This is a genomic window from Pseudomonas sp. G7(2022) (genome assembly GCF_052660475.1).
In genome coordinates, this window is sequence record NZ_CP109659.1 from 3,028,455 (window position 1) to 3,055,216 (window position 26,762).

At 57.6% G+C, this 26,762-nt stretch carries 24 protein-coding genes and 1 pseudogene; 12 read left to right on the top strand and 13 right to left on the bottom strand.

Annotation, left to right across the window (positions count from 1 at the left end; all coding sequences use genetic code 11):
- The first annotated feature begins 14 nt into the window (after nucleotides 1-14).
- Both NE357_RS13695 and NE357_RS13700 read left to right on the top strand, forming a co-directional pair.
- Nucleotides 15-626, top strand: coding sequence for an FMN-dependent NADH-azoreductase (locus NE357_RS13695; protein WP_169430315.1), 612 nt, complete (start codon nucleotides 15-17; stop codon nucleotides 624-626).
- A 235-nt stretch (nucleotides 627-861) separates the two neighbouring features.
- A complete protein-coding gene (locus NE357_RS13700) occupies nucleotides 862-1,899 on the top strand; it encodes an alpha/beta hydrolase family protein (RefSeq protein WP_169430316.1) in 1,038 nt (345 codons plus the stop codon).
- A 3-nt stretch (nucleotides 1,900-1,902) separates the two neighbouring features.
- Here the strand turns inward: NE357_RS13700 and NE357_RS13705 are convergent, their stop codons facing one another.
- A complete protein-coding gene (locus NE357_RS13705; protein WP_169430317.1) occupies nucleotides 1,903-3,090 on the bottom strand; it encodes an MFS transporter in 1,188 nt (395 codons plus the stop codon).
- Between the two features lie 138 nt (nucleotides 3,091-3,228).
- Nucleotides 3,229-4,815, bottom strand: coding sequence for an ABC-F family ATPase (locus NE357_RS13710; RefSeq protein WP_169430318.1), 1,587 nt, complete (start codon nucleotides 4,813-4,815; stop codon nucleotides 3,229-3,231).
- Between the two features lie 515 nt (nucleotides 4,816-5,330).
- Between NE357_RS13710 and NE357_RS13715 the strand changes: the two genes are divergently transcribed.
- Both NE357_RS13715 and lpxO read left to right on the top strand, forming a co-directional pair.
- Nucleotides 5,331-5,807 (top strand): hypothetical protein, encoded by a 477-nt coding sequence (locus NE357_RS13715; RefSeq protein ID WP_243433207.1) that lies wholly within the window; start codon nucleotides 5,331-5,333, stop codon nucleotides 5,805-5,807.
- Nucleotides 5,808-6,379: 572 nt separating this feature from the next.
- Entirely contained in the window at nucleotides 6,380-7,279 is a 900-nt protein-coding gene (gene lpxO, locus NE357_RS13720; RefSeq protein WP_169430320.1) for a lipid A hydroxylase LpxO, read from the top strand.
- 40 nt (nucleotides 7,280-7,319) lie between these two features.
- Here the strand turns inward: lpxO and ku are convergent, their stop codons facing one another.
- The gene (gene ku / locus NE357_RS13725) at nucleotides 7,320-8,180 is read right to left on the bottom strand and encodes a non-homologous end joining protein Ku (protein ID WP_169430321.1); all 861 of its coding nucleotides are present in this window, start codon (nucleotides 8,178-8,180) and stop codon (nucleotides 7,320-7,322) included.
- Between the two features lie 193 nt (nucleotides 8,181-8,373).
- On the opposite strand from ku, the gene NE357_RS13730 reads away from it, so the two are divergent.
- Nucleotides 8,374-8,697, top strand: a complete 324-nt coding sequence (locus NE357_RS13730) for a hypothetical protein (protein ID WP_169430322.1) — start codon at nucleotides 8,374-8,376, stop codon at nucleotides 8,695-8,697.
- A 50-nt stretch (nucleotides 8,698-8,747) separates the two neighbouring features.
- Nucleotides 8,748-9,893 (top strand): PQQ-dependent sugar dehydrogenase, encoded by a 1,146-nt coding sequence (locus NE357_RS13735; protein ID WP_169430323.1) that lies wholly within the window; start codon nucleotides 8,748-8,750, stop codon nucleotides 9,891-9,893.
- 5 nt (nucleotides 9,894-9,898) lie between these two features.
- Here the strand turns inward: NE357_RS13735 and rimI are convergent, their stop codons facing one another.
- The gene (gene rimI / locus NE357_RS13740; RefSeq protein ID WP_169430324.1) at nucleotides 9,899-11,002 is read right to left on the bottom strand and encodes a ribosomal protein S18-alanine N-acetyltransferase; all 1,104 of its coding nucleotides are present in this window, start codon (nucleotides 11,000-11,002) and stop codon (nucleotides 9,899-9,901) included.
- Between the two features lie 188 nt (nucleotides 11,003-11,190).
- On the opposite strand from rimI, the gene NE357_RS13745 reads away from it, so the two are divergent.
- Both NE357_RS13745 and NE357_RS13750 read left to right on the top strand, forming a co-directional pair.
- A complete protein-coding gene (locus NE357_RS13745) occupies nucleotides 11,191-12,669 on the top strand; it encodes a RimK family protein (RefSeq protein WP_169430325.1) in 1,479 nt (492 codons plus the stop codon).
- A 7-nt stretch (nucleotides 12,670-12,676) separates the two neighbouring features.
- Nucleotides 12,677-13,600: a magnesium transporter CorA family protein gene (locus NE357_RS13750; RefSeq protein ID WP_169430326.1), complete on the top strand. Its 924-nt coding sequence runs from the start codon at nucleotides 12,677-12,679 to the stop codon at nucleotides 13,598-13,600.
- On the opposite strand, the gene NE357_RS13755 is transcribed toward NE357_RS13750, so the two are convergent.
- Nucleotides 13,581-13,919: a DUF2834 domain-containing protein gene (locus NE357_RS13755; protein ID WP_169432637.1), complete on the bottom strand. Its 339-nt coding sequence runs from the start codon at nucleotides 13,917-13,919 to the stop codon at nucleotides 13,581-13,583. The genes NE357_RS13750 and NE357_RS13755 overlap by 20 nt on opposite strands.
- 250 nt (nucleotides 13,920-14,169) lie before the next feature.
- Between NE357_RS13755 and ilvA the strand changes: the two are divergent.
- Nucleotides 14,170-15,159 (top strand): annotated as a pseudogene (gene ilvA / locus NE357_RS13760) (threonine ammonia-lyase, biosynthetic); the annotation flags it as partial.
- Between the two features lie 26 nt (nucleotides 15,160-15,185).
- Here ilvA and eco read toward each other — a convergent pair.
- The gene (gene eco / locus NE357_RS13765; protein WP_169430328.1) at nucleotides 15,186-15,671 is read right to left on the bottom strand and encodes a serine protease inhibitor ecotin; all 486 of its coding nucleotides are present in this window, start codon (nucleotides 15,669-15,671) and stop codon (nucleotides 15,186-15,188) included.
- Between the two features lie 371 nt (nucleotides 15,672-16,042).
- Here eco and NE357_RS13770 point away from each other — a divergent pair, with 371 nt between their 5' ends.
- On the top strand, nucleotides 16,043-16,312 hold the full coding sequence (locus NE357_RS13770) for a DUF1652 domain-containing protein (protein ID WP_169430329.1): 270 nt from the start codon (nucleotides 16,043-16,045) through the stop codon (nucleotides 16,310-16,312).
- On the opposite strand, the gene NE357_RS13775 is transcribed toward NE357_RS13770, so the two are convergent.
- Entirely contained in the window at nucleotides 16,309-16,707 is a 399-nt protein-coding gene (locus tag NE357_RS13775) for a hypothetical protein (RefSeq protein WP_169430330.1), read from the bottom strand. The genes NE357_RS13770 and NE357_RS13775 overlap by 4 nt on opposite strands.
- A gap of 90 nt (nucleotides 16,708-16,797) precedes the next feature.
- Nucleotides 16,798-17,058: a DUF2790 domain-containing protein gene (locus NE357_RS13780; RefSeq protein WP_011334038.1), complete on the bottom strand. Its 261-nt coding sequence runs from the start codon at nucleotides 17,056-17,058 to the stop codon at nucleotides 16,798-16,800.
- On the opposite strand from NE357_RS13780, the gene NE357_RS13785 reads away from it, so the two are divergent.
- Both NE357_RS13785 and NE357_RS13790 read left to right on the top strand, forming a co-directional pair.
- Nucleotides 17,051-17,188 carry a hypothetical protein gene (locus tag NE357_RS13785; protein WP_169430331.1) on the top strand — a complete coding sequence of 46 codons (138 nt, stop codon included), beginning with the start codon at nucleotides 17,051-17,053 and terminating at the stop codon, nucleotides 17,186-17,188. The two genes, NE357_RS13780 and NE357_RS13785, sit on opposite strands and share 8 nt — an antisense overlap.
- A gap of 364 nt (nucleotides 17,189-17,552) precedes the next feature.
- Nucleotides 17,553-17,849 carry a hypothetical protein gene (locus NE357_RS13790; protein ID WP_025109577.1) on the top strand — a complete coding sequence of 99 codons (297 nt, stop codon included), beginning with the start codon at nucleotides 17,553-17,555 and terminating at the stop codon, nucleotides 17,847-17,849.
- A gap of 99 nt (nucleotides 17,850-17,948) precedes the next feature.
- Here the strand turns inward: NE357_RS13790 and NE357_RS13795 are convergent, their stop codons facing one another.
- From NE357_RS13795 to NE357_RS13815, 5 genes are read right to left on the bottom strand one after another with little or no spacing between them, the layout of a single operon-like run.
- Complete coding sequence (locus tag NE357_RS13795; protein ID WP_249314425.1) at nucleotides 17,949-18,920, bottom strand: tetratricopeptide repeat protein; 972 nt, start codon at nucleotides 18,918-18,920, stop codon at nucleotides 17,949-17,951.
- A 5-nt stretch (nucleotides 18,921-18,925) separates the two neighbouring features.
- The gene (locus tag NE357_RS13800) at nucleotides 18,926-19,930 is read right to left on the bottom strand and encodes a tetratricopeptide repeat protein (RefSeq protein ID WP_169430332.1); all 1,005 of its coding nucleotides are present in this window, start codon (nucleotides 19,928-19,930) and stop codon (nucleotides 18,926-18,928) included.
- A gap of 3 nt (nucleotides 19,931-19,933) precedes the next feature.
- Entirely contained in the window at nucleotides 19,934-23,485 is a 3,552-nt protein-coding gene (locus NE357_RS13805) for a LysM peptidoglycan-binding domain-containing protein (RefSeq protein WP_169430333.1), read from the bottom strand.
- A 29-nt stretch (nucleotides 23,486-23,514) separates the two neighbouring features.
- Complete coding sequence (locus NE357_RS13810) at nucleotides 23,515-24,372, bottom strand: DUF4123 domain-containing protein (RefSeq protein WP_169430334.1); 858 nt, start codon at nucleotides 24,370-24,372, stop codon at nucleotides 23,515-23,517.
- The gene (locus NE357_RS13815) at nucleotides 24,363-26,411 is read right to left on the bottom strand and encodes a type VI secretion system Vgr family protein (RefSeq protein WP_169430335.1); all 2,049 of its coding nucleotides are present in this window, start codon (nucleotides 26,409-26,411) and stop codon (nucleotides 24,363-24,365) included. The genes NE357_RS13810 and NE357_RS13815 overlap by 10 nt, the downstream gene beginning before the upstream one ends.
- Between the last annotated feature and the right edge of the window lie 351 nt (nucleotides 26,412-26,762).

Sequence of the window (26,762 nt, forward strand, 5' to 3'; positions counted from 1 at the left end):
CAGGAGATTCCACTATGAAACTGCTGCACATCGATTCAAGCATTCTGGGCGACAACTCCGCTTCCCGTCAGCTGAGCACCGAAGTCGTGAAAGCCTGGCAAGCCGCCGAGCCAAGCGCTGTCGTGACCTACCGCGACCTGGCCGCCGACGCCATCAGCCACTTCTCGTCGACCACTCTGGTGGCCGCCGGCACCGCCGCTGAACTGCGCAACGCTGCACAACAGCACGAAGCCGAACTGAGCGCCAACACCCTGGCCGAATTCATCGCGGCTGACGCCATTGTCGTTGCCGCGCCGATGTACAACTTCACCGTGCCAACCCAGCTCAAGGCCTGGATCGACCGCATCGCCGTCGCCGGCCAGACTTTCCGCTACACCGAAGCCGGCCCTGAAGGTCTGTGCGGTGGCAAGAAAGTGATCATCGTATCGACTTCGGGCGGCATCCACGCCGGTCAGGCCTCGGGCGTGGCTCACGAAGACTACCTGAAACTGGTCTTCGGCTTCCTCGGCATCACCGACATCGAAATCGTCCGTGCCGAAGGCCTGGCCTACGGCGAAGAAGTTCGCAACAACGCCATGAGCGCGGCCCACGCCCGCATCAGCGAGCAACTGTTCGCCGCTGCGTAAGGCTTTCGTAAAGAACAGCTCTCGTTCAGGCAACACCCAAAAAACTCTGTATTCTGGTTCTGCAAGGGCCAGATACGGAGTTTTTTGTGTCTGACTGTTACATAATCTGGCCCGGGTTATGCAGTCTTACGATCAACGTCTGAGTGCAGCGCCGCGCCGGATCACCGAACCTCGGAGTTTCGGGCGTCGAACACAACGGATCTTTCGATTGAGTAACAACAGGGTGGGGCATCCCATGATGCGTCTTTGTGCAACGTTACTGATTTGCCTGCTCGGCAGCCTGAATTCAGTGCACGCAGCCCCCGGCCAGTACCCACGCTGGAGCGTCGGTTATCACGAGATGACGTTCCTCGATCCGCTCGACCTGCAACCCATGCGTGCCATCGCGTTCTATCCCTCCAGCGACCGCGAGCACATGAGCCTGATCGAGGGCTATTCGGTCGAGGCCGGCGAAGACACCAGGATCGCCCTCGGCCGCTTTCCGATGCTGATGCTGTCCCACGGCAACACCGGCACGCCGCTGGCCTTGCACGATCTGGCCACATCCCTGGCCCGCAAGGGCTTTGTGGTGGTGGCGGTGATTCATCCCGGTGACAACTCCAGGGATCACAGCCGCCTCGGCACCTTGAGCAATCTTTATGGCCGGCCGATCCAGATTTCCGAAGCCATTACCGCCACCCTTGGCGATCGCATGCTGGCGCCGTTCGTCAACGCCGACCAAGTGGGCGTCATCGGCTACTCGGCGGGGGGCGAGACCGCGTTGATTCTCTCCGGCGCGCAGCCTGACCTTGATCGCCTGCGTCGTTACTGCCAGGAACGTCCGGATGATCGCGACGCCTGCAACACCCAGGGCGAACTGATCGTCGATCGCGATGACCTGCAACCGGTGGCCGACCCGCGAGTCCACGCCTTGCTGTTGATGGCGCCGCTGAGCCTGAAGTTCGGCCGGCACACCCTAGCCGACGTGCATGTGCCGGTGCTCCTGTACAGCGGCGACGGCGACAAACTGGTGGCGTTCGACAAGAACGCCGCCGCCCTGGCGCGCAAACTGCCGACTGCGCCAGACTTCAAGTTGCTGGCCGGTGCGGGACACTTTGTGTTCATGGCGCCGTGCAATGAAGAGCAGATCCGTGCGATGCCGGCACTGTGCACCGATGCTGACGGGGTGGATCGTGAAGACATTCACCGCAACCTGATTTCCGAAGCCGGGCGGTTCTTCTCCCATGCACTGGGCAAGCCTTCCCGGGCGGGGATGCAGACGGCGGATCAGTAAGCGTCAGGCCATTGCCCGACGCTTGAGCCACAAGGTCAGCGCCAGTCCGGTCACGGACAGCAGTGCTGCAACCAGGAATATCCTCGAATACCCCAGATTCAACGCCACCGCGCCCATCAACGGCCCGGCGACCGCCAATGCCAGATCGAAAAACACTGCGAAAGCACTCAACCCGGCACCACGGCTGGAGTTGGGCACCTGCTGGATGGCTTCAACACCCAGCGCCGGGTACACCAGCGACAGCCCGAACCCCGCCAGCCCGGCGCCGATCAGTGCGTAACCGGTCGAGGGGGCGAGCCACAGCAACAACAGCCCGACGGTTTCGATGCTCATGCAGGCGATGGCCGAAGCAAAGCCGCCGAATCGGGCGATGGCGCCAATGAACAGAAGCCGCGACAGGATGAAGCACACGCCGAACACCGTCAGGCAGTAGGCCGCGCCGCTCCAGCCGCGATTGAGGTAATAAAGGGTGATGAACGTGGTCAGGGTGCCGTAACCGATCGAGGCCAGGCTCAAACTGGCACCGAACGGCGCAATCCGCCCGAATACCGCCCAGAACGGCAACCGCTCGCCGCGCACCACCGGTACGGAGGGTTTGTTGCGGATCAGCAGCAGGGCGCCAGCGGCCAGTACCGACAGCGCAATACCGAGGCTGGTAAACCCATAGTCGGCCACCATCAGCACACCCAGCGGCGCTCCGATGGCAATGGCGCCGTAAGAAGCGATGCCGTTCCAGCCGATGGAGCGGGCGGTGTGCTCTGCACCGACCTGGCCCATGCACCAACTGATGGTGCCAACACCGATCAGGCCCTGCGCGATGCCGAGCAGCAGACGCCCGGCAATCAGAATGATCAGGCTCGCCAGCGGGACGTCCTGCAGCAGCGTGGAAACGAGCGTCAGCAAACCGCTGAGCACGATTCCCGACAAGCCATAAACGATCGCCCGTTTGGTCCCGACGGTGTCCGACATGCGCCCGGCCATCGGCCGGCTGAGCAGGGTTGCCAGGTATTGCGATCCGATCACCAGACCCGCGATGACGGCACTGAAGCCCAGTTGTTCGTGCACATAGCCTGGCAACACGGCAATCGGCAGGCCGATGCAGAGGAAGGCGATAAAGGTGTAGAAAACGATGGAGACGATCTGCAGGGTGATCGCCATGGAGCTTTGAGGTGGCTGTTGCTGCGCAGACATGAGGGCTCGTTCGCGGGCGGCGGTGGGAGAGTCCGCATCATGGCTTGGCGGTGAAATAAAAGAAAGCAGGCTAACTATCTTTCCCGGACGCAATAAAAAGCCCCGCCATGGGGCGGGGCTTTCGACTCTAGGCCGCTATCAGAACACGACGCCCTGGCTGCGCAGGTAATCGTCGTAGGTGCCGCTGAAGTCGGTCACGCCGTTCGGGCTCAGCTCGATGATGCGCGTGGCCAGGGACGATACGAACTCACGGTCGTGGCTGACGAAGATCAGCGTGCCCGGGTAGTTTTCCAGCGCCAGGTTCAGCGCCTCGATCGACTCCATGTCCAAGTGGTTGGTCGGTTCGTCCATCACCAGTACGTTCGGCTTTTGCAGGATCAGCTTGCCGAACAGCATGCGACCTTGCTCACCACCGGAGATGACCTTTACCGACTTGAGGATCTCGTCGTTGGAGAACAGCATGCGGCCCAGGGTGCCACGAATCACTTGCTCGCCCTGGGTCCACTGACCCATCCAGTCGAACAGGCTCACGTCGTCTTCGAAGTCGTGGGCGTGGTCCTGAGCGTAGTAGCCCAGCTCCGCGCTTTCGGTCCACTTCACGGAACCGGCGTCCGGGGTCAGTTCGCCCATCAGGGTGCGCAGCAGGGTGGTCTTGCCGATACCGTTCGGGCCGATGATCGCTACGCGTTCGCCGGCTTCAACGGTGAAGCTGAAGTTCTTGAACAGGGTCTTGCCGTCGAAGCCCTTGGACATCTGCTCGATGGTCACGGCCTGGCGGTGCAGCTTCTTGGTCTGTTCGAAACGGATGAACGGGCTCACGCGGCTCGATGGCTTGACCTCGGCCAGCTGGATCTTGTCGATCTGCTTGGCGCGGGAAGTGGCCTGCTTGGCTTTCGAGGCGTTGGCCGAGAAGCGGCTGACGAACGTCTGCAGTTCGGCAATCTGGGCTTTCTTCTTGGCGTTGTCCGACAGCAGTTGCTCGCGGGACTGGGTCGCCGCAGTCATGTACTCGTCGTAGTTGCCCGGGAACAGACGCAGCTCGCCGTAGTCCAGGTCGGCCATGTGGGTGCAGACGCTGTTCAGGAAGTGACGGTCGTGGGAAATGATGATCATGGTGCTGTTACGCACGGTGAGGATCGATTCCAGCCAGCGAATGGTGTTGATGTCCAGGTGGTTGGTCGGTTCGTCGAGCAGCAGCACTTCCGGATCGGAGAACAGTGCCTGAGCCAGCAGAACACGCAGCTTCCAGCCCGGCGCGACTTCGGACATCGGACCGAAATGCTGTTCCAGCGGAATGCCCAGGCCCAGCAGCAGTTCACCGGCGCGGGATTCAGCGGTGTAGCCGTCCATTTCGGCGAACTCGGTTTCCAGCTCGGCCACGGCCATTCCGTCTTCTTCGCTCATTTCCGGCAGCGAATAGATACGATCGCGCTCGGCCTTGACCTTCCACAGCTCTTCGTGACCCATGATCACAGTGTCGATCACGGTGAACTCTTCGTAGGCGAACTGATCCTGACGCAGCTTACCCAGGCGCACGTTCGGCTCGAGCATCACCTGGCCGGCAGACGGCTCCAGATCGCCGCCGAGGATTTTCATGAACGTCGACTTGCCGCATCCGTTGGCGCCGATCAGGCCATAACGGTTGCCGTTGTTGAATTTCACCGAAACGTTTTCGAACAGCGGCTTTGCGCCGAACTGCATCGTGATATTAGCTGTGGAGATCAATTGCTTTACCTATCAATGGGTTGCGAGCCGCACATTTGGCGCTTGGGCCACTTCTGGGGCATTTTGGAGCTTTTTCTTCCCGGGCACGGTCACCGTCAGCGTCGAGCCAGCGGGCGTGGGGCGAGAGCAGCCTCTGGACGCAGCGTCCAAGCTGTTGGGCAATAAAGGCGGGATTCATGCCAGACATTGCGCGCATTGTCGCATAAGTAATGCGGCAGTTGTATGGCGGACGATAACGAACCTGCGGCCCGGCCGGCGGCGTCGCGTCCTTCGGTCACTCCGCGCAAGCGGTAATACCTGCAATTTCGTCCAGGTTTCAACAAGGGATTTTTTTCACTGAGGAGCAGCCCGCCGGGTTCGGATGTTTCCTGACCATTTCACGGGTAGCAATAGCGACATGTTCTCACCCACTTTATATGTGAGGTATCGCTACCTTGTTTTATCGCTCGTGGTTGAACTCGATGTCCCCGAGTGCGTCCTAGATGGCAGTAAAATCAACCCTTGTGGATGCCATCATGCGTTTCAAAAGTAAAAACCTCGTTGCCGTCATGTCGTGCGTAATGATGTTTGCTGCGGCGCCGTTACTGCCTGCCGGACTGTCCGTCATGGCTTCTGCCTATGCCAAGGATGGCGGTGGTCATGGTGGTGGTAACGGTGGTGCGGGTGGCGGTGGCGGCAGTCACGGTGGCGGTGTCGGCGGTGCCGGGCATGGCGGCGATAGCGCCGGGCACTCAGCCAGCGCTTCCAATAATGGTCGTGCCGAAGGCCAGGAGGCGGATCATGAAGGCAGGGCCGTTCGGGATCACGGCGTGAGTGGTCAGCACACGGGACGTGACCACAACGCTGATCGTGGACACGGTACAGCGACTTCAGGTGTTGCACATTCTAAAGCGACACGGGGCTTGTCGAAGGCGACGGCGATCTCGGCTACAACGCCAGGCGATCACAATACCAAGGGATTGAGCAAGGCCAGCCTTTCCACCTCCAAATAAACGCGCTTCATGATTCGCCAGGTCGATTGGTTTCATTAATCCTTTGGCCTGGCGGATCATCCGTATCTCGCTTCAGCATTTGCGGCACTCTGCTCCAGTCCACCGGGCCATTCGTTTGTTGTGGCCGGATTCCCATCTGTTTCGATCCTGAATCGTCCTGCCAAGCACACGCGCATTCAGAGACAAACTCTGCAGTGCTCTTCTGATTTCTTCGGTAGGGTTCCAGGAAATCAACGCCTCAAGCTGCCTTCAGCACCACGTCTGGCGCGCTGCCGCCACTTCTTTTCGTCGAACTCAATCTGCCGTAACGCTGATGTCACTGGCATGGCTGGCGCGCGCGCGATCGCAACGGCTGCCGTTTGGCCGAATCAGCGGACAGTTTTTCACAGATGAGGTTCACCATTGGTTACAAAGTATGGCTAAAATGCCATCCGATCACCCAATAGCCGCTAACGGCAAGGGCTCAAGGAAGTGCCACCGGGACAGTATTTGTATTCATGCCACTGCATCAGACCCTGAGCCAATGGCCGGCAGGCGCGCAGTTTGTTCATTTTTGACGTGTGACGATTTCCGTGAAACTCATCATTGCTGCTATTTATGTCATTTCCATTGCATACGTACACCTGCGCGGTCGTGTGCGTCACAAACTGGGCCGTCAGTTGAGCGACCACTCGACGTTTCTCGCGCCGATCAACTGCTTCCTTTATCTGTTTTCGAAGAAACCGAACAAACCCTACCTCGACCCGAAGGACTTTCCCGATCTGAGCCCGTTGCAGGCCCATTGGGAAGAAATCCGCGAGGAAGGTCAGAATCTGCTGCGAGCCGGTGCGATCAAGCGCTCCAACCAGTATGACGATGTTGGTTTCAACTCCTTCTTCAAGACCGGTTGGAAGCGTTTCTACCTGAAATGGTACGGCGACAGCCATCCGTCGGCGCTGCAACTGTGCCCGCGCACCACTGAGCTGGTGCAGAGCATCGGTTCGATCAAGGCGGCGATGTTCGCCGAACTGCCACCGGGTTCTAAACTGGTGCGTCACCGTGACCCGTATGCCGGTTCCTACCGTTATCACCTGGGGCTGGAAACGCCGAACAACGCCGGTTGCTACATCAATGTCGATGGCGAGAACTATCACTGGCGCGACGGTGAAGCGGTGATGTTCGACGAGACCTACATTCACTACGCGGAAAACACCACCGACCAGAACCGCATCATTCTGTTCTGCGACGTCGAACGCCCGATGAAGTATCGCTGGGCCGCTGCATTCAATGGCTGGTTCAGCCGTACCGTGATGTCGGCCGCCGGTGCACCGAACGATGCGGGCGATCGCACCGGCGGTATCAACCGCTTGTTTACCAAAATCTACAAGATCCGCCTGCGTGGCAAAGAGCTGAAAAAGCGCAATCGCGCGCGCTATTACCTGGAAAAGTGGGCGATCTTTGGTGGTCTGCTGGCGATCTTCATTCTGATTTGATAGATCGGGCGACTGTTGAAAGACAGTCGCCCGATTTCATTTACGAGGCCTTTCTGGTTTTTTTGGCCGTCGTTGTCTTGCTGGCAGCCTTGGCCTTGGGTTTGGCAGCAGCCTTGCCACCCAGACTGCGCTTGAGCAGTTCCGTCAGATCGATCACATCCGCAGACTTGCGCTCTTCTTCGCCGTCAACGGTCTCAACGTCCTCGATCTTGCCTTCATGGGCCTTCTTGTCCACCAGGGCCATGATCTTGTCCTCGAACTCGTCGCGGTAATCCTCGGGATTCCAGTCGGCGCTCATGTCTTCAACAAGCCGTTTGGCCATGTCCAGTTCGGCTTTGGCTAACTGGGGTTTGGTCACTTCGCTGCCCAGCGCCAGTTCGTCCAGGCTGCGTACCTCCTGCGGCCAGCGCAGTTTGACCAATACCAGCGCAGACTCCAGAGGCATCAACGCCGCCAGATACTGACGTGTGTGTAAAACCACCCGGGCGAGGGCGACCTTGTGGGTTTTGTTCAGGGTTTCGCGCAGCAGGGCGTAGACCTTGCCGCCGCGCTTGTCGGGCGCCAGGTAGTAGGGCGTGTCGATGTTCTGCAGCGGGATCTGCGCGCTGTCGACGAAGGAAAAAATATCGATGGTCTGGGTCGAAACCGGGTGCGCCGAGCGAATCTCCTCCTCGCTGAGCACCACATACCGGCCTTTTTCGAATTGCACGCCTTTGACAATGTGGTCCTTGGTGACTTCCTTGCCGGTGACCTTGTTGACCCGTTTATAGCCCACCGGGTCCATGCTGCGGCTGTCCAGCCAGTCAAAGTCCACGCCCTGCGACGAGGTGGCCGAGACCAGCGCCACAGGGATGTGCACCAGACCGAAACTGATTGCGCCTTTCCAGATTGCCCGAGCCATGGTGCTGTTCTCCGAGTGATGTTCGGGTGACCTGTTTGCCAGCGTAAAAGTTTCTGTTGTTTGCGGGGGCGGCGGTAAACGGCAGGTCAAGCCGTGTTACATCTTGTTTAGCGGTGACGGGTTAACAAATCCGAACCCTCGGCGTAGCGTGGACTCGAAGGCTCTGACCCCAGCGCATCGAGAGAGGCCGTTCATGAACCGTTTTCTGTTTGGCATCACATTGCTGGCCCTCACTGGCGGGCTGGTTCACGCCGATACTCTGCGGCTGGCGCAAAGTCCGACCGGCAACAGCAGCAATCCCTACAACAGCCCGATTCACCGGGCCAATCCCAACAGCATGCAGGGCACCCAGCCTGCCAATCCGGTGATCCGCGGGCCGAATACGGCGCCAGTGCCGCGCCAGCCTACCGTCGAGAACGGCGGCATCGGCAATGGTCAGCCATTGCGCTCGGTGCCGAGCACACCGCCGAAATTCATTCCCAATCCACCCGCCCGTGACGGCGACAGCAACCGTTGAATGGCAGAACCGTTTCTGTCAGCCCTTCAAACGAACAAAAGGAATCGTGCATGTTGCGTAAAACCCTTTTAGCCGGCTTGTGTGCCAGCGCAGTGATCTGCGGCCCGGTATCCGCCGACGCTCCCAAAGCGCTGCAAAGCGAACAGGGCACCCTTGAAGTCACCACCATTACGCAGGGTCTTGAGCATCCGTGGGCCCTGGCGTTCCTGCCGGATCGTCAGGGCATGCTGGTGACAGAACGTCCGGGCAACCTGCGGGTGGTCGGGGCTGACGGCAAGCTGTCGGCGCCGATCGATGGCGTTCCCAAGGTCTGGGCCAAGGGGCAGGGCGGATTGCTGGATGTGGTGCTGTCGCCGGACTTCAAACAGGATCGGCTGGTGTACCTGTCTTACGCTGAGGGCGGTGGGGCCGGTGACAAGGCTGGCACGGCGGTAGGGCGCGGGCGTCTGTCGGACGACCTCAAAACCCTGAAGGATTTCAACGTGATCTTCCGTCAGGAACCGAAATTGTCGGTCGGCAATCACTTTGGCTCGCGCCTGGTGTTCGACCGTGATGGTTATCTGTTCATCACCCTCGGCGAATACAACGACCGCCCGACCGCACAGGATCTGGACAAGCTGCAGGGCAAAGTCGTGCGGATCTATCCGGACGGCAAGGTGCCGGATGACAATCCGTTTGTCGGTCAGTCCGGTGTCCGCCCGGAGATCTGGTCCTATGGCCATCGCAACCCGCAGGGGGCAGCGCTCAATCCATGGAGCGGCACTTTGTGGGAAAACGAACACGGTCCTCGCGGCGGCGACGAGGTGAACATCATCGAACGCGGAAAAAACTATGGCTGGCCGCTGGCAACCCACGGCATCAACTACTCGATGCAGCCTATTCCGGAAGCCCAGGGTAAAACCGTCGAAGGCACCGTCGCACCGCATCATGTCTGGGAAAAATCACCGGGTGTCAGCGGTATGGCGTTCTACGATGGCGACCGCTTCAAACCCTGGCAGCACAACGTGTTCATCGGCGCGCTTGTCACGCAGGAGCTGATCCGCCTGCAGTTCGATGGCGACAAGGTGGTGCATGAAGAACGTCTGCTGGGCCACCTGAAGCGACGGATCCGCGACGTCCGGCAAGGGCCGGATGGTTACCTTTATGTGCTGACGGACGAGTCCGATGGTGCGCTGTACAAGGTCGGACTCAAATGAACGCGTCATACAGGTGAGCGGGCGTAGAGCACCACTGCTGCCCGCAGCTTGCCCCGGCCGAACCGACACATTTTTTCGAACTCCCCATGGCTGACCGGCACATGCTGGCAGTCCATGGGCTGGCGATGCTGGCTGTGGTCGACATCCGGGTCATGCAGATAAACGAAGTCTTCGTCGCAGTCGGTGACGATCACCCAGTGCGGTGACTTGGAGCGAGTCAGACGATAGCTGCTGATCAGCACCAAAGGTTGCCCGCCGGCGTTGAGCAGGCGGGGCAAATCCAGTGTCGTGCCGATGATTTGATCGACATCGGTGTCGTTCAGCTGTGCCATGAACTCGTCATGCACCAGGCGCATGACGTCTTTTTTATGCATGTCACGCACGCCGTCGAGAAACAGCGGCCCGGTCATGCTCAGCTGCAAACGCACGCAAAACCCTCTGCGCCATGCAGCCAAAGCCAGCCCTTGAGGGCTGCAGCCACCATGGCCGGCGGTCATGAACACCGTGGTTGCTTCGCGCCAGACCTGCAATTCTTCGCGACGCTCCAGCACACGAGCTGCCTGCAAGGCACCCATTGCCATCAGCAAGCAGGCCGGACCGCAGGTGAAATCGGTGGTCTGCCGGTAATAGGGCACCTTGATGCTGCGTGAGTCGTGGTGTTGCAGAATGCGCTTTTCCAGACGCAACGCGTCCGCATGGTCTTCGTAGTAGTCGTGAATCAGCGCAAAGCGCCGATAGCCACTGCGTTCGTACAGCGCGATGGCGGCGGGGTTGTCAGTGCGCACCTCCAGCCGCAGGTAAACGCAGTCGTGCTCAAGGGCACAGGCCTCGATGCGCTGCAGCAATTGCTTGCCCAGGCCTGCACCCCGGGCATCGGGGGAAATGGCGATGGAATACAACCGCGCAAGTGACGTGCCCCGATGAAACAGCACCAGCGCATAACCCAGCAGTTGACCTCCGCGTTCGGCCACCCACAATTGGCCGTGGGCGCGGGTGATCATCCATTGAAAGCTGCGGCGGGTGAGCCGGTCCGTGGTGAAACAGTGCATTTCCAGTGCCAGCAGCGCCGGTAAATCATCAACTGTCGCCAATCGAAAAACAGTGTTCATATGACCGCCGTAAAAGTTGCGTAACGAAACGGGACTTTCGAAAAAGTTCGTGCTTAATAGAAAAGGTCTTGTTCTCCAACGGATCAATTTCTATGTCAGCGGTACAGGGTCATTGGCGCGAAGTATCCATTCAAAGTTTGCCACCGGCAACTTATTTAAAACCGCAGGTCAGAACTTCCAGTCAAGTGATGATCATCGTCGAACGCAAGGAGGACTGGGCCTCGTACTTTCCCAGCGAAGACATCCTGACGGCCCAGGAATATCTCGAACAACCGCCCGACAGCGAGCCGGGAAAACGGGTGCAGGTGATCAACCTGTGCCGCAGCTACAAGTATCTTGGGCACGGCTACTATTGCTCGCTGCTGGCTGAAGCCCGAGGGCACAAGGTGATTCCGTCGGTACGCACCATCAGCGAGCTGACCCGAAAATCGCTTTACGGTCTGGCGCTGGACGACCTGGATAAAACCCTGGAAAAAGCCCTCAGTCATCATCTCTACAACGACACTGAAGGTTTTACGCTGACACTTTATTTCGGCAGAACGCATATCGAACCGTTACAGGATCTGGCCCGGCAATTGTTTGAAGTGTTCCCGTGTCCGATTCTGTTAGTTGAATTCCGTCGAACTAACGGATGGCACATCGAAGGCATAAAGTCCGGTGCCCTGCACAAGTTGCGCGACGATCAGGAAGATCAGTTCGCCAATGCGCTGGACGGTTTCAGCCGCAAGATCTGGCGTGTACCGCGTTCGCCGCAAGTGGCGCGTTATGACCTGGCAATCCTGCACGATCCGCAAGAAGCCTTGCCACCGTCCAATGCCCGCGCACTGGAAAACTTCGTGCGAGTCGGCAAAGGCATGGGCATCGATGTCGAGCTGATCGAACGCAAGGACTACGCACGGCTGGCCGAGTACGACGGCTTGCTGATCCGCGAGACCACCAGCGTCGACAACCACACCTACCGCTTCGCCAAGAAAGCCGAGAGCGAAGGGCTGGTGGTGATGGACGACCCGACGTCGATCCTGCGCTGCACCAACAAGGTCTATCTCACTGACCTGCTCAACAGCCATCAACTGGGCATGCCCGCCACGGAAATTCTCTACAAGGAGCGACCCGAAGACTTCGAACGGGTCGGCGAACGCCTCGGTTTTCCGTTGGTGCTGAAGATCCCGGATGGCTGTTTCTCCCGTGGTGTGATCAAGGTCGAGAGCCAGGAGGCTTTGCTCGAAGCCACCGCCGAACTCTTCGAACACTCGGTGCTGTTGCTGGCCCAGGAATTTTTCTACACCGAGTACGACTGGCGCATCGGCGTGCTCAACCGCAAACCGATCTTTGCCTGCCAGTACTTCATGTCCAAGGGCCACTGGCAGATCTACAACCACAAGGCCAAGGGCCAGGACGTCAACGGCGAATGTCGCACGTTGGCGATCCACGAAGCGCCGCGTGCCGTAGTGGAGCTGGCGGTGAAGACCGCCAACCTGATCGGCGACGGTTTGTACGGCGTCGACCTGAAACAGGCCGGCGACAAAGTGGTGGTGATCGAGGTCAACGACAACCCGAACCTCGACGCCGGCATCGAAGACGCTTACTTACAGGACGATCTGTATTCGTTGGTACTGGAAGAGTTCGTGCGCCGTCTCGAGCTCAAACGCCGTGGCCAGGCCTGGTGACCGGCCGATGATCAACAGCTTTGCACTGAGCCAGGGCGCCCTGCAGCGTGTCGAACGGCTGGACGCCGAGGTGATGCTGTTCAGCAACCCTGACGCCGCCGAGCGTGACTTGTTGCACAGTCATTTCAAGCTCGATGAACACGCGCTGGCCTCGGCGCTGGACCCGGACGAGGTGTCGCGGATCGAGTTTCATCCGGATCATCTGTTCCTGATCTGGAAACGCCCCGAGAACTATTCCGGCGGTGGCAGCCTCGCGTTCGAGGTGTCGTCTTGCGGTTTGCTGTTTTCACCGAGCCAGTTGCTGGTGATCGCCACCGACGACACCCCGCTGCACGGGCTCGGCACGGGCCGGCCACTGAATGCGCCGCTGGATGTGTTGCTGGACCTGTTGTTCAACAACATCCATCACTACCTCGGGCATCTGAAGGTGATCAAACTGGTCGCCCGGGAGTTGCAGCAAAAATTCAACGCTTCGATGCAAAACCAGCATCTGGTGCAGATGTTCAACCTCAGTGAAAGCCTGATCTATTACATCAACGCCCTGCACAGCAACGGCGCGGTACTGACGCGGCTGCGCAATCACGCACAGAAACAACATTTCGACAGCGACGTTCTCGGCCTGATCGACGACCTGATCATCGAAAACAACCAGTGCTACAAGCAGGCGGAAATTTACTCCACGGTGTTTTCCGGGCTGATCGATGCCCGGGGCAACCTGATGAACAACAGCATGAACAACCTGCTGCGCAAGCTGACGCTGATCAACGTGGTGTTCCTGCCGCTCAACCTGATTGCCAGCATTGGCGGCATGTCGGAATTCAGCATGATGACCGCCGGCACGCCGTGGTGGGTGTCGTACCCGTTGTTCCTGGCGGCGATGTTGCTGGGGGCGGGAGGGATGCTGTTCGGGCTCAGGCGTCTGGCGAAATGACCGGGGCCGGGCGCTTGCGATCCAGCAGGCCCCGGACTACCAGGTACAACAACGGCCCGACCGAAACAAACACCGCCGTCAGCAACAGATAAGGCACCACCGACCAGCCCGACTGCCCACGCTTGCGCGTGTCCTTGTACATCCAGACGCCGGCCAGCGTTGCCAGCAGATAGAGATCGATCACCACTTGCGCGGTGTCCGGCCGCGACATCAGGCTGATGCCGAAGTCGATCAGCGATTGTTCGGCTTGCAGCATCACGCTAACGGTGTAGCCGCTGAACGCGATCAAAGCGGTGAGGGGCAGGGCGATGGACATCAGGTATTCCTTCCTTGGGCAGATGAGCGAAAGGCCAGCCTACAGACTCGCTGCAAAATTCACCATTGACTTGCCCGCAGCGCCCGGGCTAATTTCGAGCTCATGACTTCCACCGTACTGCGCTGCCAGCCAAGCATTATTACCGCCATTCCTCATTTGGCGGGCTAGCTCACGACTGCAGCACCCAACCCGCCCTAGAGGCGGGTTTTTACTTTCTGTCTCCGGGGTCTGAATAAAAAGTCAGGAGACGACCATGCGCCACAGCCCCGACCAGAAAGCCTTGCTTGAACAGTACGTGAAAAAGATCCTCGCCGCGCCGGTGTATGAACTGGCGGTGCGCACGCCGCTGCAACCTGCGCCGGCCCTGTCCGGAACACTGGGCAACCGGATCTTGCTCAAGCGCGAAGACCTGCAACCGACGTTCTCTTTCAAGATCCGTGGTGCCTACAACAAACTGGTGCAATTGAGCGACGCGCAGAAGGCCCGTGGCGTGATCACGGCATCGGCGGGCAATCATGCGCAAGGCGTAGCGCTGGCGGCGCGTGAGCTGGGCATTGCCGCGACCATTGTCATGCCGGCGACTACCCCGGAACTGAAAGTGCTGGGCGTCAGTAGTCGTGGGGCTGAAGCGCTATTGCATGGTGAAAGCTTTCCGTTTGCCCTGGCCCACGCGCTGCAACTGGCCGAGCAGACCGGGCGAACCTTCGTCTCACCATTCGACGATCCCGATGTGATCGCTGGCCAGGGTACGGTCGCCATGGAAATCCTGCGCGAGCATCAGGGCGCACTGGACGCGATCTTCGTTCCGGTGGGCGGTGGCGGGTTGATCGCGGGCATCGCGGCGTACGTGAAATACCTGCGGCCGGAGGTGCGGATCATCGGTGTCGAGTCGGAGCACTCGGCCTGCCTGAAGGCTGCCATGCAAGCGGATGAGCGAGTGGTGCTGCCCAACGTGGGCACTTTCGCCGATGGCGTGGCGGTGGCGCAGATCGGCGCCTATGGATTCGAGGTCTGTCGCTTCTGCGTGGATGAAGTGATCACCGTCAGCAACGACGAACTCTGCGCGGCGATCAAGAATATCTACGACGATACCCGCTCGATCACCGAGCCTTCCGGCGCGTTGGCGGTTGCGGGCATCAAACAGTACGTGGCGCAGACCGGCGCACGGAATCAGACGCTGATCGCCATCGATTCCGGCGCCAATATCAACTTTGACAGCTTGCGTCACGTCGCCGAGCGAGCGGCGGCGTGTGGTGTTGTGGCGTGAGATTATTCGGGAATGGCCACGCCAATCTTGTCCGAAGCCGACCAGATACGGAAACGCACTTCAACGTCCTGCGGTGCGTAAACCACGATCGGCAGTTTGCTGTTGTAGCGAACGGTGAAGCCGTCACCGATCACCGGTACGAACGCGCGTTTTTTCTGGGTGCCGGGCGGACAAGCCATCAGCGTGGTCATCGGGCCGCTGACTTTTTCCAGGCGGTAGAACGGATAGCCCCAGCCTTCCAGGTTCTTCTCTTCAAGGGTGCCGCCCAGACGCTGGCGGTTGCAGTCCACCTCGAGGGTCTTGCCGGCAAGGATTTCGACTTTGAAGTTTTCTTCCTGGGCCTGTTGCGGCAGGTGGATCACCTGGCGCGTGAAGCCCGCTTCGGCCTTCGGATAAGGCGCGGTGTCTTCAAGTTTGGCGGCGTGGGCGAGGGTGGACAGGCTGGCGAGCATCAGGCCGGCGGTCGCGTAAACAGTGAAATTTCCCATTGAAGCCTCCTGGCGGGTGTACGTTGGTTGACGGGCATTCTCACTGTCACAGGCGATGAATGCAAACCGCCAGCCGCTTGCAAATTGCAGTGCCTGCACAATCGAATCTTGCATTTTGCAACTGGCCAGTTGCCTGCCTTTTCGCCAAGCCATTGATTTGCAAGGGGGTGAATGCGACCCGATGAAAGGCACGTTTTATGCGTCGATTTGGTGCGGCGCACCGAGTTCGGGCGCCTACACTCCAATGGGCATTTCGCATCACAGCCGCTTGTCACACCCAAGGATTCAGCGGGGATACACCCGTGGGAAGCCGTGGCAACGGTCGACGTGAATACTTGATTGGCAGTCTCACAGTAAGGAGAGGTTTCGCCATGTTTCTGTCTGCCTTGGAACTCCGCAACATCATTGAAAGCAGCTTTCTGCCGAAGCGCTGCCAGTGCACGCTGTCCCCGGATCTGTCGATGACCGTCAAGGTCTATGGCGATCACCAGACCGACCAGGTTGAGTTGCAGGTGAGTGGCATCGATGCCAGTCACTTGAACAGCTGTCGCGAAATCAATGGCCTGATTGCCGGGTTGCGTTCTGATTTGGCGCAAAACGCGACAAGTCAGCCCTATGCCCCGCGATCGAAGGTCGTTTAACGCACCGTTTCACCCAGTTCGACCGTCACGCGCCGGGCCTGCAAGAAGCCAAGGCCCAGCGCGAACTCGACCAGCACCGCGAGCAGAATCCCGGGGCCGGCGTGGCCGTTGAGCCATTCAGCAAATCCCAGCACCGCCAGGCCAAAACAGCCGACGATAAAGCCGTTGCTCAGCGCATTGCGCGCGATCGACACGGGCGCGTTGCGCACCAGATAAAACATCACCCCCAAAGCCGCAAAGAGCACTGCGCTGCGCCGTGCGACGAATCCGGCGGCCTCCGAATACTCGATACTCCAGATCGCCAGCAACATCTGTGGTGCCAGACCCCACGCCAAGGAAAGCAGAAAACACAGGGAGAAGGTGAGGGTCGAGAGCGTGCGAAACGACAACTGCATGGCGAATCCTTGCGGCAGTGAGGAGGGCCCCGAGCATACTCTTCGAGACCCGTGCTCGCCTACCGCAAAGCCGCAAATCAGAGCTTTCTGTCAGTTCTGGAAGCTGCAGGCGTCAGATAATTTCCGGTAACTGATTTCTTCCGGTTTCCCGGTGTTGTCGAGGTACTTCATGTCGGCGGTGATGACCTTGCACTCCTGCGTCTGCGGTTCGGTCAGGGAAACCACTTTGGCGACATGCAGCGGCATGCCGTATTCATAGGGAACAGCCTTGGAGGTGTCATTGGCCTGGGCCAGCCCGGCAAACGCGGTGCAGGCGAGGGCGGTGGTGAGCAGGAACGGACGAATGTTCATGATGAACTCCGGTGCGACGGAAATTGAGTTTGGCGGATTGCCAGCCAAACCTGCCGCACTCGGCGTCAGCCAGGGGCTGAGGGTGTGCGGTTCAGTAGAGTTTTTGACCGCGGCGTTAAGCGATGGTTAACCGGGCTGAACGCCGGCTGTCTGGGCGGGGATTGTTTCGCGGGGGAGTCTCGGCGTATTCCTACAAGGGTGGATGCCTTGTCTGCTTTCGGGGGCTGGAGTGGGGAGGTTATGGTTTGGCGTCGCTGCAAAATCAGCGGCTTAGGTTTGGTCACCTAACGTAATCACCTGTGCATGTGTGCCATTATTCGCCCCGACGGACATTCGTGTCCGTGGAGTGCATTGCTGTGGCGGCTGTGTGCAGGGTCGCCTTCGGGCGAGCCGAGTCAGGTGGTTCTCGGTTGACCAAGCCTGTACACAGTCCGCCTCCCCATCGTTTGGTCACGGTGCTGGCGGTTACTTTCAAGCTGCCTTGAGTAATTCCAATGCCAATCCTGAAATTAAGCTCCGCCCGCTATCTCCCGCTCAACAGCGGCGTCACCGACAGCGCACCGCTGGTCATCGACACCCAAGCCAACCCGAAAGATCTCTTCGAAGCCGCTGTGCAACGCATCCGCGCCGCAGCCGACCTGCTCGAAACCCTGCACTGCCTGTGCTTCAAACACGCCGACGTCCAGGACATTCCCCACATCACCCATGCGCTGTACCTGCTGACGCAGGATGGCAGTGATTTGCTGCAGGTTGCGCAGCAGAAAATGTTGAACTGGCAGGCGCCGGTTTGATGTTGTAAGTAAAAAGCGGAAGGAGTGAGGCATCAATGCACTTCACTCGTTCCGCTATTTTTATGCGTGAATTACTGTAATCGGAGGGACGACGTTGAACTACCGTCCAAGCTTGTCGGGAAAAAAGGAGAGCGGTGGATGGGTGGCCTTCCATTCCTTTGCCACGGCTTTCGACCGTTCAATCTGCTCGGTAGTCATCTTGCCTCCAATCTCTTCGAGTGTATCCTCGACGAATTCCTGAATGGCACCGCCCCCATCCAACTCTTTCAGTAGACTGATTAGTGCATAACCCTTGACTTGATCCAATGGGTAACCAACCTGGTCAGGCGCATGGGCAATATAAGAGCCATAGCTGCTGATTGCTTTTTGATCCCCAGTTTCAGCTGCGGCTTGAAGCCAGTATCGGACACCTTCAAGATCATTTTTCTTATAAAGGATCTCAATATACTCCAACATTGCTTTTGAGTTTCCACCCTCAGAAGCCATTTTCAACCACTGACTGACGGCTTCTTCACGTTTTCCCGGTATAAGGAAAAATCCCTCACCTTGCCGGTCGCCGATAGCCATCCAGTACTGCGCAAGCGCATAACCCGCACGCGCGGACTTTTCTAACCATTCGCGTTCCAGTGTCACTTCGTACATTAAATACAAAGACTCGGGATCACCTTCATTGGCTTTGGGAAATGTTAAGTTTTTGGCTTTTTCAAACCACTCAACCGGACTTTCCTCGCTTGAGGGACAATTTCTAATTTGTTGGCACAGGTCGTGGCTACTTCGACCCAACTGGATCATCGCGTAAATGTTGCCGTTATTTGCAGCTGCTTCATACCAGTGTTGCGCTTCGGAAGTCATATAGCGATTGCGCTTCCTTAGAGCCTCACCCAAGTAATACTGTGACTCCACGTTTCCAGATTGTGCTTCCTTTTCCAGTTCGGAGATGGCTGAGCTAATTTTAAGCTGGTTGTACAAACTCACGCCTAAAGTTGGCTCGCTTCCTTGTGGCGTTGCTAAGCCGGTCGCAGTATAGGTGGCAATGGATAATGCCAAAACAAGGTGGCGTATCAGCAGCACTGGTGTTAGTTACCTAGCTTGTCAGGAAAAAAAGAGAGGGGCGGGTGAGTTGCCTTCCACTCTTTAGCCATTATCTTTGACTCCTCGATTTGTGCGGGAGTCATTTTTTCACGAATCTCTTCACTTTTTCGCTCAACATACCTTCCAATTCCACCGCTGTCATCAAGTTCTCCAAGTAAGGTGAACAGTGCGTAGCCTTTGACCAAGTCTAGTGAGTAACCAACTTTGTCAGGCGTATGCGCTACGTAGGCGCCGTAATTGCTTATGGCAGCCTGATCACCAGTTGCTGCGGCAATCTCTAGCCAATGGCGAACATTTGCCATATCTCCTTCTTCGAATAGAATTTGAAGGTAGTCCATCATGGCTTTTGGATATCCGCCCTCAGAGGACAGTAATAACCATTTTTTAACAGAGGCATCACGTTTTCCGGGAATCAGAAAGAATCCTTCGCCTTGTCGTTCGCTAACAGCCATCCAATATTGTGCAAGCGAATATCCGGCGTTAGCGGATTTTTCCAACCATTCCCGGTTCAGTGTGATTTCATACATTAGGTATAGCGATTCAGGATCACCTTTCTCCGCTCTTGGCAGAACTAAGTCTTTAGCGAGTGAAAACCATTCGGCTTGTGTTTTTTTGGTTGGAGGGCAATTTCCAATTTTTTCACAAAGGTCATTTTTTGTTCGGCCCAGTTGTATCATTGCATATACGTTATTGTTTTCTGCTGCAGTCTCATACCAGTGTTGCGCTTCTGGAGACATGTAACGACTTTTCTTGCGAAGCGCTTCTCCTAGGTAATATTGTGAGTCAATACTCCCACTGCTGGCCTCGCGCTCTAGTTCTTGAATTGCAGAGTCCAACTTTAATTGATTGTACAGAACTATGCCTTTCTGTTCTTTTTGTGCGGCGCTTGAGATAGGGCTGGCAAATACGGCACTGCTCAAGACTATTAGAAACAAATATGTGATTGCTAGTGTTGTGTTTTCTTTTGCTTTCAATTGTAAAGGTGCCATTTATTAATAACTCTTTAAAAATGGTGTTGCGCCGCTAGGGGAGTAGTTGGGCTGCGGAATATAGTTTTGTTCGCAGAACTCGGCAGAATTGGCGCCAAGCAATTTTACATGGGACTTGTAGTATTTTCGGGCTTCAACGCCGGTGTCATCGAAGAGCGCGCGCACGCTTTCGGACATGAAGCTATCCAGTAGCATCCGATTTTTGCAGTAAGACATTTTTGCGTTAGTATCTTTTATACCGAATTCGTTCATAGACATGCATGCAAACTCAAACTGACTTTGTGCTTTGTCGATAGTGTTCGTTTTTTTTGCGTTGGTAACGATCCAATCAAGAATTCGTTCAATGGCTTTTTGTTGCAGAACGTGAGCCTCAGCTTGGTTGTACACCCGCTTTTCATCAGCTACTCCATTAGTTCCTGATGCTGCAGTGATAGTGAACGCTTCCGGAGTGCTAATTAAGGTTCTGAACAAGGGCCCTAGAGCATCCGGAATGGCATTGATGCACCATTCCTCAAGAGCTTTTTTGTCACTGTAATACATGATTGTGTCCGCAATCGGCCCCCCCTTGCCACTCCGAGTCAACGCTTCATACAAACTCATCACAACATCCCAACGCATCATGTACGCCATCGCCACGTTCAACCCAGCAGCGCCCAATGCGTTGAGCGCTGACGCATATTCACTTGCCTCTGGGTCCATCCATTCGACTTTACGGCCTTTGGTTTTATGCAGTTCTTTGCGATACAAATTGATGATGTCAACCACCGCCTCATACCCAATCTCGAACTTGAAGCTGCCGTTAGCACCAGGCCCCAATACCACTGCCGCTTTCAGGTTGAGAATAAAGCGCCCGTTATCGAGTGATATCTGCGCGGTTCCCTGGAATCCCGCACCCAGCGCAACCCCTACAGACCCACTCAGCTTGGCGAGGGTCAGCCATGGGTTGGTTTTTTTCGCGTCTTTGTCGCTGCCGATACCCATGGTGGGTGCAGTGCGCAGTGCGACGAGGTCTTTGGGTGGGGCCCAGTTCAGTGCGCCGGTGAGTTCAATGGCCGCTTGCAGACCTCCGAAAACGTTGAAGGTGGCCTTTGCCCCGTTTTCAATTTGCACATTGGCTTTTTTGCCGGTGAGTACCTGGTCTGTGCTTTTGGTATCGACATAGGTACCGGACGTTGATTTGTGTTCAAGGTCGGGAGTAGGGCTATTGTCACCGCTGTCGGCCTTGGCCTTCTTGGCCGCATCGTGATCTGCACGTTCTTCTTTGGCCGAGGCGTCCTCGCGCTGTGCGCGTTTGACGGGGCTGAGGGAGGCTCCGTATTTGACGTTGCCGAGGATGGGGTTCAACTCGACGGTACCGGCCAGCAACAGGGACGCGCCGGCGTAGCCCCAGGCCTTTACACCAAAGTGAAAGGAGAATCGGCCAAAACTCATCTGCTGGGCTTTGCCGTCCAGAAGGTAATCCAGGGTGATGTCTTTGGCGCTTTCCTTGGCGGGCATGTCGACCTTCATCAACTGCACTTCGCCGCGGGCCAGGTCGAGGCTCAAACCCATGTTGGCCGACATCTGAAAGCCTTCGGCGGCGCTCATTTTCGGACCTTCCAGCTTCACTTCACCGTGAATACTTGGCTGGGGAGGGGTCAGGCAGCGGACGAATTGAGCCTGAGGGCTGTTATCGAACAGTCGGATTTTGCCGCGCACACTTTTCTTGAAGACCAGTTGCTGAAGGTGTTTCCCCCAACTGGTCAAAGTTGCACTGTTCTCCAGCTCAGTGACTTTGTAGCCCTGCTTTTTCAGATAAGCGTAAAAGTCATTGGCCTTGAACCAGCCTTTTTCATCAAAACAGTCACCTACCTGATCATTGAACTTGATCGCACCCTGCGCAAGAAGCCATTGGCGGAACGAGCTGGTTTCGCTGTTTTTATCCGAGTCTTCTGTGGCATCGGTCGGTAAGCTTTCGCCGATCTTCTTGGGGGACAGGAGGGCTTTTTTTCCATCTTCCTTGATGATTTTCTTGAAGTCCTTCAGGTTCGTCATGCTGAACCAGCCCAAGGGCGTGCCCTTGGCATCGGAGAGACTGACTTCACGCAAAGGAAACCCGGGTTTAACCATGCGGTCGACGGGTTTGGGCTGGAACTCTTCCGGTTCCCAGATCAGGTGGCGTCCCGGTTTGGCGGCGATCACATTCCGCTGGGCTGTTGCCTGCAGGTCGTCCTTGATTTTCTGCAGGCGATCCCACTCGGCTCGCTCGACATCAACCAGGCCCGCCGGTGCCTGGGCATTTTGCCCGGTGGCTTCGATCCAGCGTTTGTATTTTTCCTGGAGCTGTGCGGTTATTTCCGCCTGTTTCTTCTCGGTGTCCATGTACAACTTGAATTGCGCAATGCCCGATGGCAGGCCGTCACTGATCAGCGCGAACTCTGGAAGCGCGATACCGTATTCTGAAACTCTGATAATGGATTCAGTGTAATCGTGGTAATTCAGCGCGTCGGCGTTCTTGTGCAACGTGTAAGCGTAAGCGACGAGGTCGGCGGTGCAGTCGGTCATGCCGGTGCAGATGTTCTCGTAACTTTTTTTCTTCTCAGCGAGGGCCTTGGCGACATCTTCGAGTGACACCTGCTTGAAGTCTTTATTGGCGAATAGCTTTTTCCGGGCCTCGAGATACGCTTGAACGCGGGCGCGGGCTTCAATTGCATCCTTGGAGTACAACGTCCCGCTTTCGTAGGAGTAGCCTTCAAGCTTTGCAGCCGCTACAGCCTCTTTTTTCAGCGCAAGCCACTCAGCCCGCCGTTTGTGAAAGTCGACAAATTCTTTGCGGATACTTTCCTGACCTGCGATGTCCGCATTCAAACGGTCCATACGAGATTGCGCAGTGTCTTCTTGAGGAGGTTGCGCGGGAGCGGCCGCGGGTTTGTTTCGATTGGCTTCGTTCTGTCTCTTTTTGGCGGTGGCGGGATCGATTTCGATCTCATCGCCCATCGCTTCGAACTCTTCCATGCGGGCACGCTTTGCGCCTGTGAGGAAGTTGCTCAACTTGGGTTCGAGGAAGTACTCGAGCAGACCTGACTCTTGCAGCCCGTTTAGGCGCGCATCGCGGGCCTTGTTCGGCGCAATCATTTTCTCCAGAGTGAGCATCGATTCTTTAATGGCAGACACTGCACGCTCGGGCAGCAGCCAGAACTCTTGTTCCTCTGTTGCATAAATGGCGCTGGCAAAGGTTTTGCTGCAAGGAGGGGCATGCGGCTTGAAGGTCTTCGAGGCTTTGTCTGGAGCGTCCTTGACGGGGTCCAGTTCAACCAGGTCCTCAGCCGTGCACTGAGCTGACGCATCGGGAGATGCCTGGGCAGGCGCTTGAGACGCAGCGGGTGCCTGAGCGGCTGGTTTGGCTGACGCGGCTTGGGCGCTTTTCGGTACGCTCAGATTCCATCCGACCTTGACGTTGTCCGGATTGGTAATGAAGGGATTGAGTTGGCGCAGTTGCGCCACGGTGCTGTTGTAGCGCGAGGCAATCTGGCCCAGGGTTTCGCCGGGCATGACGGCGTGATTCGTGATTTCCATGGTGATTCCGTTCTGTTGTCGCGTCGCCGTTAACGTTGGGCGACGGCGACTGATTCCAGGAGTCGATCTACTTTGATAAACGACTCATCCTTTGATTGCAGGATCGTCATGATCTCAGGCTGTGTTTCAAACAGTGGACCGTTTACGGCATGACCCAGTTTGAGCAGGTGGTCGCCGTCATAAATGTTGTTGTTGAGCAGCAGGTCGAGATTGTCAGCAATATCGTTCAAACGATCCTCGCCGGGTTCGCCAAACGCCTCGTACTCTTCATCCACCCAATACACCCATCCAAGGCGCGCCTGAACTTGAGCGGCCGCCATTGGAAGGTTGAATGCCGCGTGGTCACCCGACCATGTCGATTCCGCGTTAGCCACCCAGGCTAACCATGGACCACGTTGCTGGCCAAAGTTTCCTGGCGCGGGGGCGTAAACGGCCGACCAGCAACCCAACAACTGATCGAAAGTCTTTTCGGCGGTATAGGCCAGTGCTGCCCACAGGCTCGGCTTGTGGTAACTCAGCAAACTTTGCCCTCCGGAACCGTCGTTGGCTTTGAGCAGCCAGCGTGCGTGAGCCAGGGCTTTTTCCGGGTCAGGTGTCGAGATCGCAATTCCCGAAAAGTGTTCTTCACAGAGTTTTGCAGCTTCTGCAGCCAGTTTGCTGCCTCGGGGGGCGACCAGCCACAAGGGGCCATCGGGTATCTCGACGAATTCCGTTCGGAAAAACAGCCCTTCGCAAACTACGGGCTCACCCACCCGGTAGAGCCGGCTCATGGCTTGCGGCTGAAGCCCCTGGTCGATGATGAAACACAGCGATGGGTTCGCTGCCGGCAGGTCCGAGAAGTTGTAGCGAGGCTCTTCCAGCAAAGCACTCAGCGCTTTTACATGCATGTGCAATCCTTACGGCTGCAAGCGCCGTTACTCTGTTTTCCGCACAGCGGCGTGATGCCTGATTCGTTCAGGCGGGCGGGCAGCGGTGCTTTCCCGGCCTTATCCGCATCCACCACCTTCATCGGGCCCGGCAACAACGGCGCTGCCGGTGTCCCCACGCCCGGCGCGCCGCCGGTGTTGATCTTCACTTCGGCGCCGCTGATGGTCACGCCGCCGGCATCGGCTTTGACGAAGCTGCCGCCGGCCTTGGCGGTCAGTTCCATGGCGCCTTCGATCACGACTTTCTGGCCGGCGTAGTAGTGGATCTCGGTTCCCGCTTCGACCAGTTGCGCCGTGCCGACCTTGAGGTGCTGGGTCACGGCGACGGTCAGGTGATCGTTGGCGCGCATTTCACTGATGCGATTCAGGTGAGTGATGCGGTGTTCTTCGACCTTGAACTCGCTGTAGGTGTTGGCTTCAACCGTGTCATGCCGCTCGTTGCCGACGCGGATTTTCTGGTCGTGCTCGATGTTTTCGTCCCAGTCGCGCTGGGCGTGGATGTAGATCTGTTCCGCGCCTTTCTTGTCTTCGATGCGGAATTCGTTGTAGCCCTTTCCGCCCGGTGAACTCAGGGTCTTGAAGGTGCTGCGGGTCTTGTTCGCCGGCAGGTCGTAGGGGACGACGTTTTCCTTGTGGTACAAGCAGCCGGTCACCAATGGCTGGTCGGGGTCGCCTTCGAGGAAGGTCACCAGCACTTCCATGCCGATCCGTGGGATGGCGATGCCGCCGTAGGCTGCGCCGGCCCAGCCGCTGGCGACGCGCAGCCAGCAGGTGGTTTTGTCGTCGGCCTGGCCTTCTCGGTCCCAGTGGAATTGCACTTTCACGCGGCCGTACTGGTCGCAGTGGATTTCTTCGCCGGCGGGGCCGGTGACGATGGCAGTCTGGCTGCCGAGGACTTTCGGTTTCGGGTGTTCGAGGGCAGGGCGGTAGTGGGCGTCCCACGGGGTGGCCACGAACGAGTTGCGATAGCCCTGGTGGAAATCGCTCTTGTTGTCGGTGACGTCGCTGGTGACGTTTTCGCCCAGCACTTGCGGCTGTTTGCCTTCGTGGAAGATTTCCAGCAGCAACCACAGGTCGTTCCATTCGGCGCGGGGATGCTCGGCCAGGGTCAGGAAGTGGCCGCTGGTCAGGGTCGGCTCGTCACCTTTGCCTTCGGCGAGTTTGTAGTCGCTGCGATGGCGTTCAAGCGCTCGGGTCGAGAGGAATTTGCCGCGCTCGCGCGTGGTGAAGCGGCCGGGGTAGTCGTAGTCTTCCAGGTCCGGCATGAACTCGGATTTGACGGCACCTTCGGGCAGGATCTTCGGTTTTTCGAAATCGTAGTCGCGGCGGCTGACGCGGCTGGTGCGGGTTTCCAGGCGCAGGTTGAAACGCTTGATCACCGGTTTGTCGGCGGTCATGCCGGAGTCTTGCTGGTAGTTCACCGGTTTCAGTTTGCGGAACACGGTCTGGTCATCGCCGAACACCAGTTTGTGGCCGCTGCTGCTGTGCTGGAAGTGGAAGTGAATGCCTTCCTCTTCGCACAGACGCTGGATGAAATGCAGGTCGGATTCGTCGTACTGCACGCAGTACTCACGCTCCGGATACTCGGCGCCGAGCTGGAAGCTGTAGGCGTCGGCCAGGATCCCGCGATCTTCCAGCACCTGGGCAATGATCTTCGGCACCGTCAGCTGCTGGAAAATCTGCTGGTCATGGTTGTGCCGCAGGTAGGCCAGTTGCGGCACCAGGCTCAGGCTGTAGCGGGTCAGGGTCTTGCCGGAGTCGCCTTGCTCGATGCGATACACCAGACCATGAATCTTGCCCTCGCCAGTGGCGCCGAAGGTCAGGCAGCCGGGCTTGTGCAGGAGTTCTTCAAGGTTGAGGTCGGGACGGGCGCTGACCAGTTCGAGGTCGAAACGGAACGGCTCGTTGAGGGCTTCGCGACCGGTGAAACTGAGGACTTGCAGATCGGCCGAAGCGCCTTCGAGCGTGAGGGTAATGTGGGTAGCATTGGCGTCCAGCATGCCTTGTTTTCCGTCCTTTGGATTAGCGTGGGCGGATGGTGCAGGATTAAACCGCCTCGTTCAAGGCGCAAATGCCGTAGAAGCACAGGCCTCAAGCCATAGGGAAAACCCTTAGGCCGGTTGTGTCCCCCCGTGAAACGGGCACTTGCGCGCAAGAGACTCCGTGCAATCACCACTACCAGCGTTCAAGAACAACCAGTCAGTTTCAGACTAAAGTCGCCTGTAGCACGTCAAAGCCATCTGCCATCATTGCCGCTCACCCCCGCGTGTTCACTGCCTCCCGGTTCTTCATTGTTCCGGGACGGGAGCTATTTCAGTTTGTTTGCGCCCCCGCGCAATCGTTGTTCTGTT

Coding starts and splice junctions, on each gene's coding strand:
- NE357_RS13695 (WP_169430315.1), top strand. CDS start 15: ATGAAACTGCTGCACATCGATTCAAGCATTCTGGGCGACAACTCCGCT.
- NE357_RS13700 (WP_169430316.1), top strand. CDS start 862: ATGATGCGTCTTTGTGCAACGTTACTGATTTGCCTGCTCGGCAGCCTG.
- NE357_RS13705 (WP_169430317.1), bottom strand. CDS start 3,090: ATGTCTGCGCAGCAACAGCCACCTCAAAGCTCCATGGCGATCACCCTG.
- NE357_RS13715 (WP_243433207.1), top strand. CDS start 5,331: ATGCGTTTCAAAAGTAAAAACCTCGTTGCCGTCATGTCGTGCGTAATG.
- ku (WP_169430321.1), bottom strand. CDS start 8,180: ATGGCTCGGGCAATCTGGAAAGGCGCAATCAGTTTCGGTCTGGTGCAC.
- NE357_RS13730 (WP_169430322.1), top strand. CDS start 8,374: ATGAACCGTTTTCTGTTTGGCATCACATTGCTGGCCCTCACTGGCGGG.
- NE357_RS13735 (WP_169430323.1), top strand. CDS start 8,748: ATGTTGCGTAAAACCCTTTTAGCCGGCTTGTGTGCCAGCGCAGTGATC.
- rimI (WP_169430324.1), bottom strand. CDS start 11,002: ATGAACACTGTTTTTCGATTGGCGACAGTTGATGATTTACCGGCGCTG.
- NE357_RS13745 (WP_169430325.1), top strand. CDS start 11,191: ATGATCATCGTCGAACGCAAGGAGGACTGGGCCTCGTACTTTCCCAGC.
- NE357_RS13750 (WP_169430326.1), top strand. CDS start 12,677: ATGATCAACAGCTTTGCACTGAGCCAGGGCGCCCTGCAGCGTGTCGAA.
- eco (WP_169430328.1), bottom strand. CDS start 15,671: ATGGGAAATTTCACTGTTTACGCGACCGCCGGCCTGATGCTCGCCAGC.
- NE357_RS13770 (WP_169430329.1), top strand. CDS start 16,043: ATGTTTCTGTCTGCCTTGGAACTCCGCAACATCATTGAAAGCAGCTTT.
- NE357_RS13775 (WP_169430330.1), bottom strand. CDS start 16,707: ATGCAGTTGTCGTTTCGCACGCTCTCGACCCTCACCTTCTCCCTGTGT.
- NE357_RS13785 (WP_169430331.1), top strand. CDS start 17,051: ATGTTCATGATGAACTCCGGTGCGACGGAAATTGAGTTTGGCGGATTG.
- NE357_RS13780 (WP_011334038.1), bottom strand. CDS start 17,058: ATGAACATTCGTCCGTTCCTGCTCACCACCGCCCTCGCCTGCACCGCG.
- NE357_RS13790 (WP_025109577.1), top strand. CDS start 17,553: ATGCCAATCCTGAAATTAAGCTCCGCCCGCTATCTCCCGCTCAACAGC.
- NE357_RS13800 (WP_169430332.1), bottom strand. CDS start 19,930: ATGGCACCTTTACAATTGAAAGCAAAAGAAAACACAACACTAGCAATC.
- NE357_RS13805 (WP_169430333.1), bottom strand. CDS start 23,485: ATGGAAATCACGAATCACGCCGTCATGCCCGGCGAAACCCTGGGCCAG.
- NE357_RS13810 (WP_169430334.1), bottom strand. CDS start 24,372: ATGCATGTAAAAGCGCTGAGTGCTTTGCTGGAAGAGCCTCGCTACAAC.
- NE357_RS13815 (WP_169430335.1), bottom strand. CDS start 26,411: ATGCTGGACGCCAATGCTACCCACATTACCCTCACGCTCGAAGGCGCT.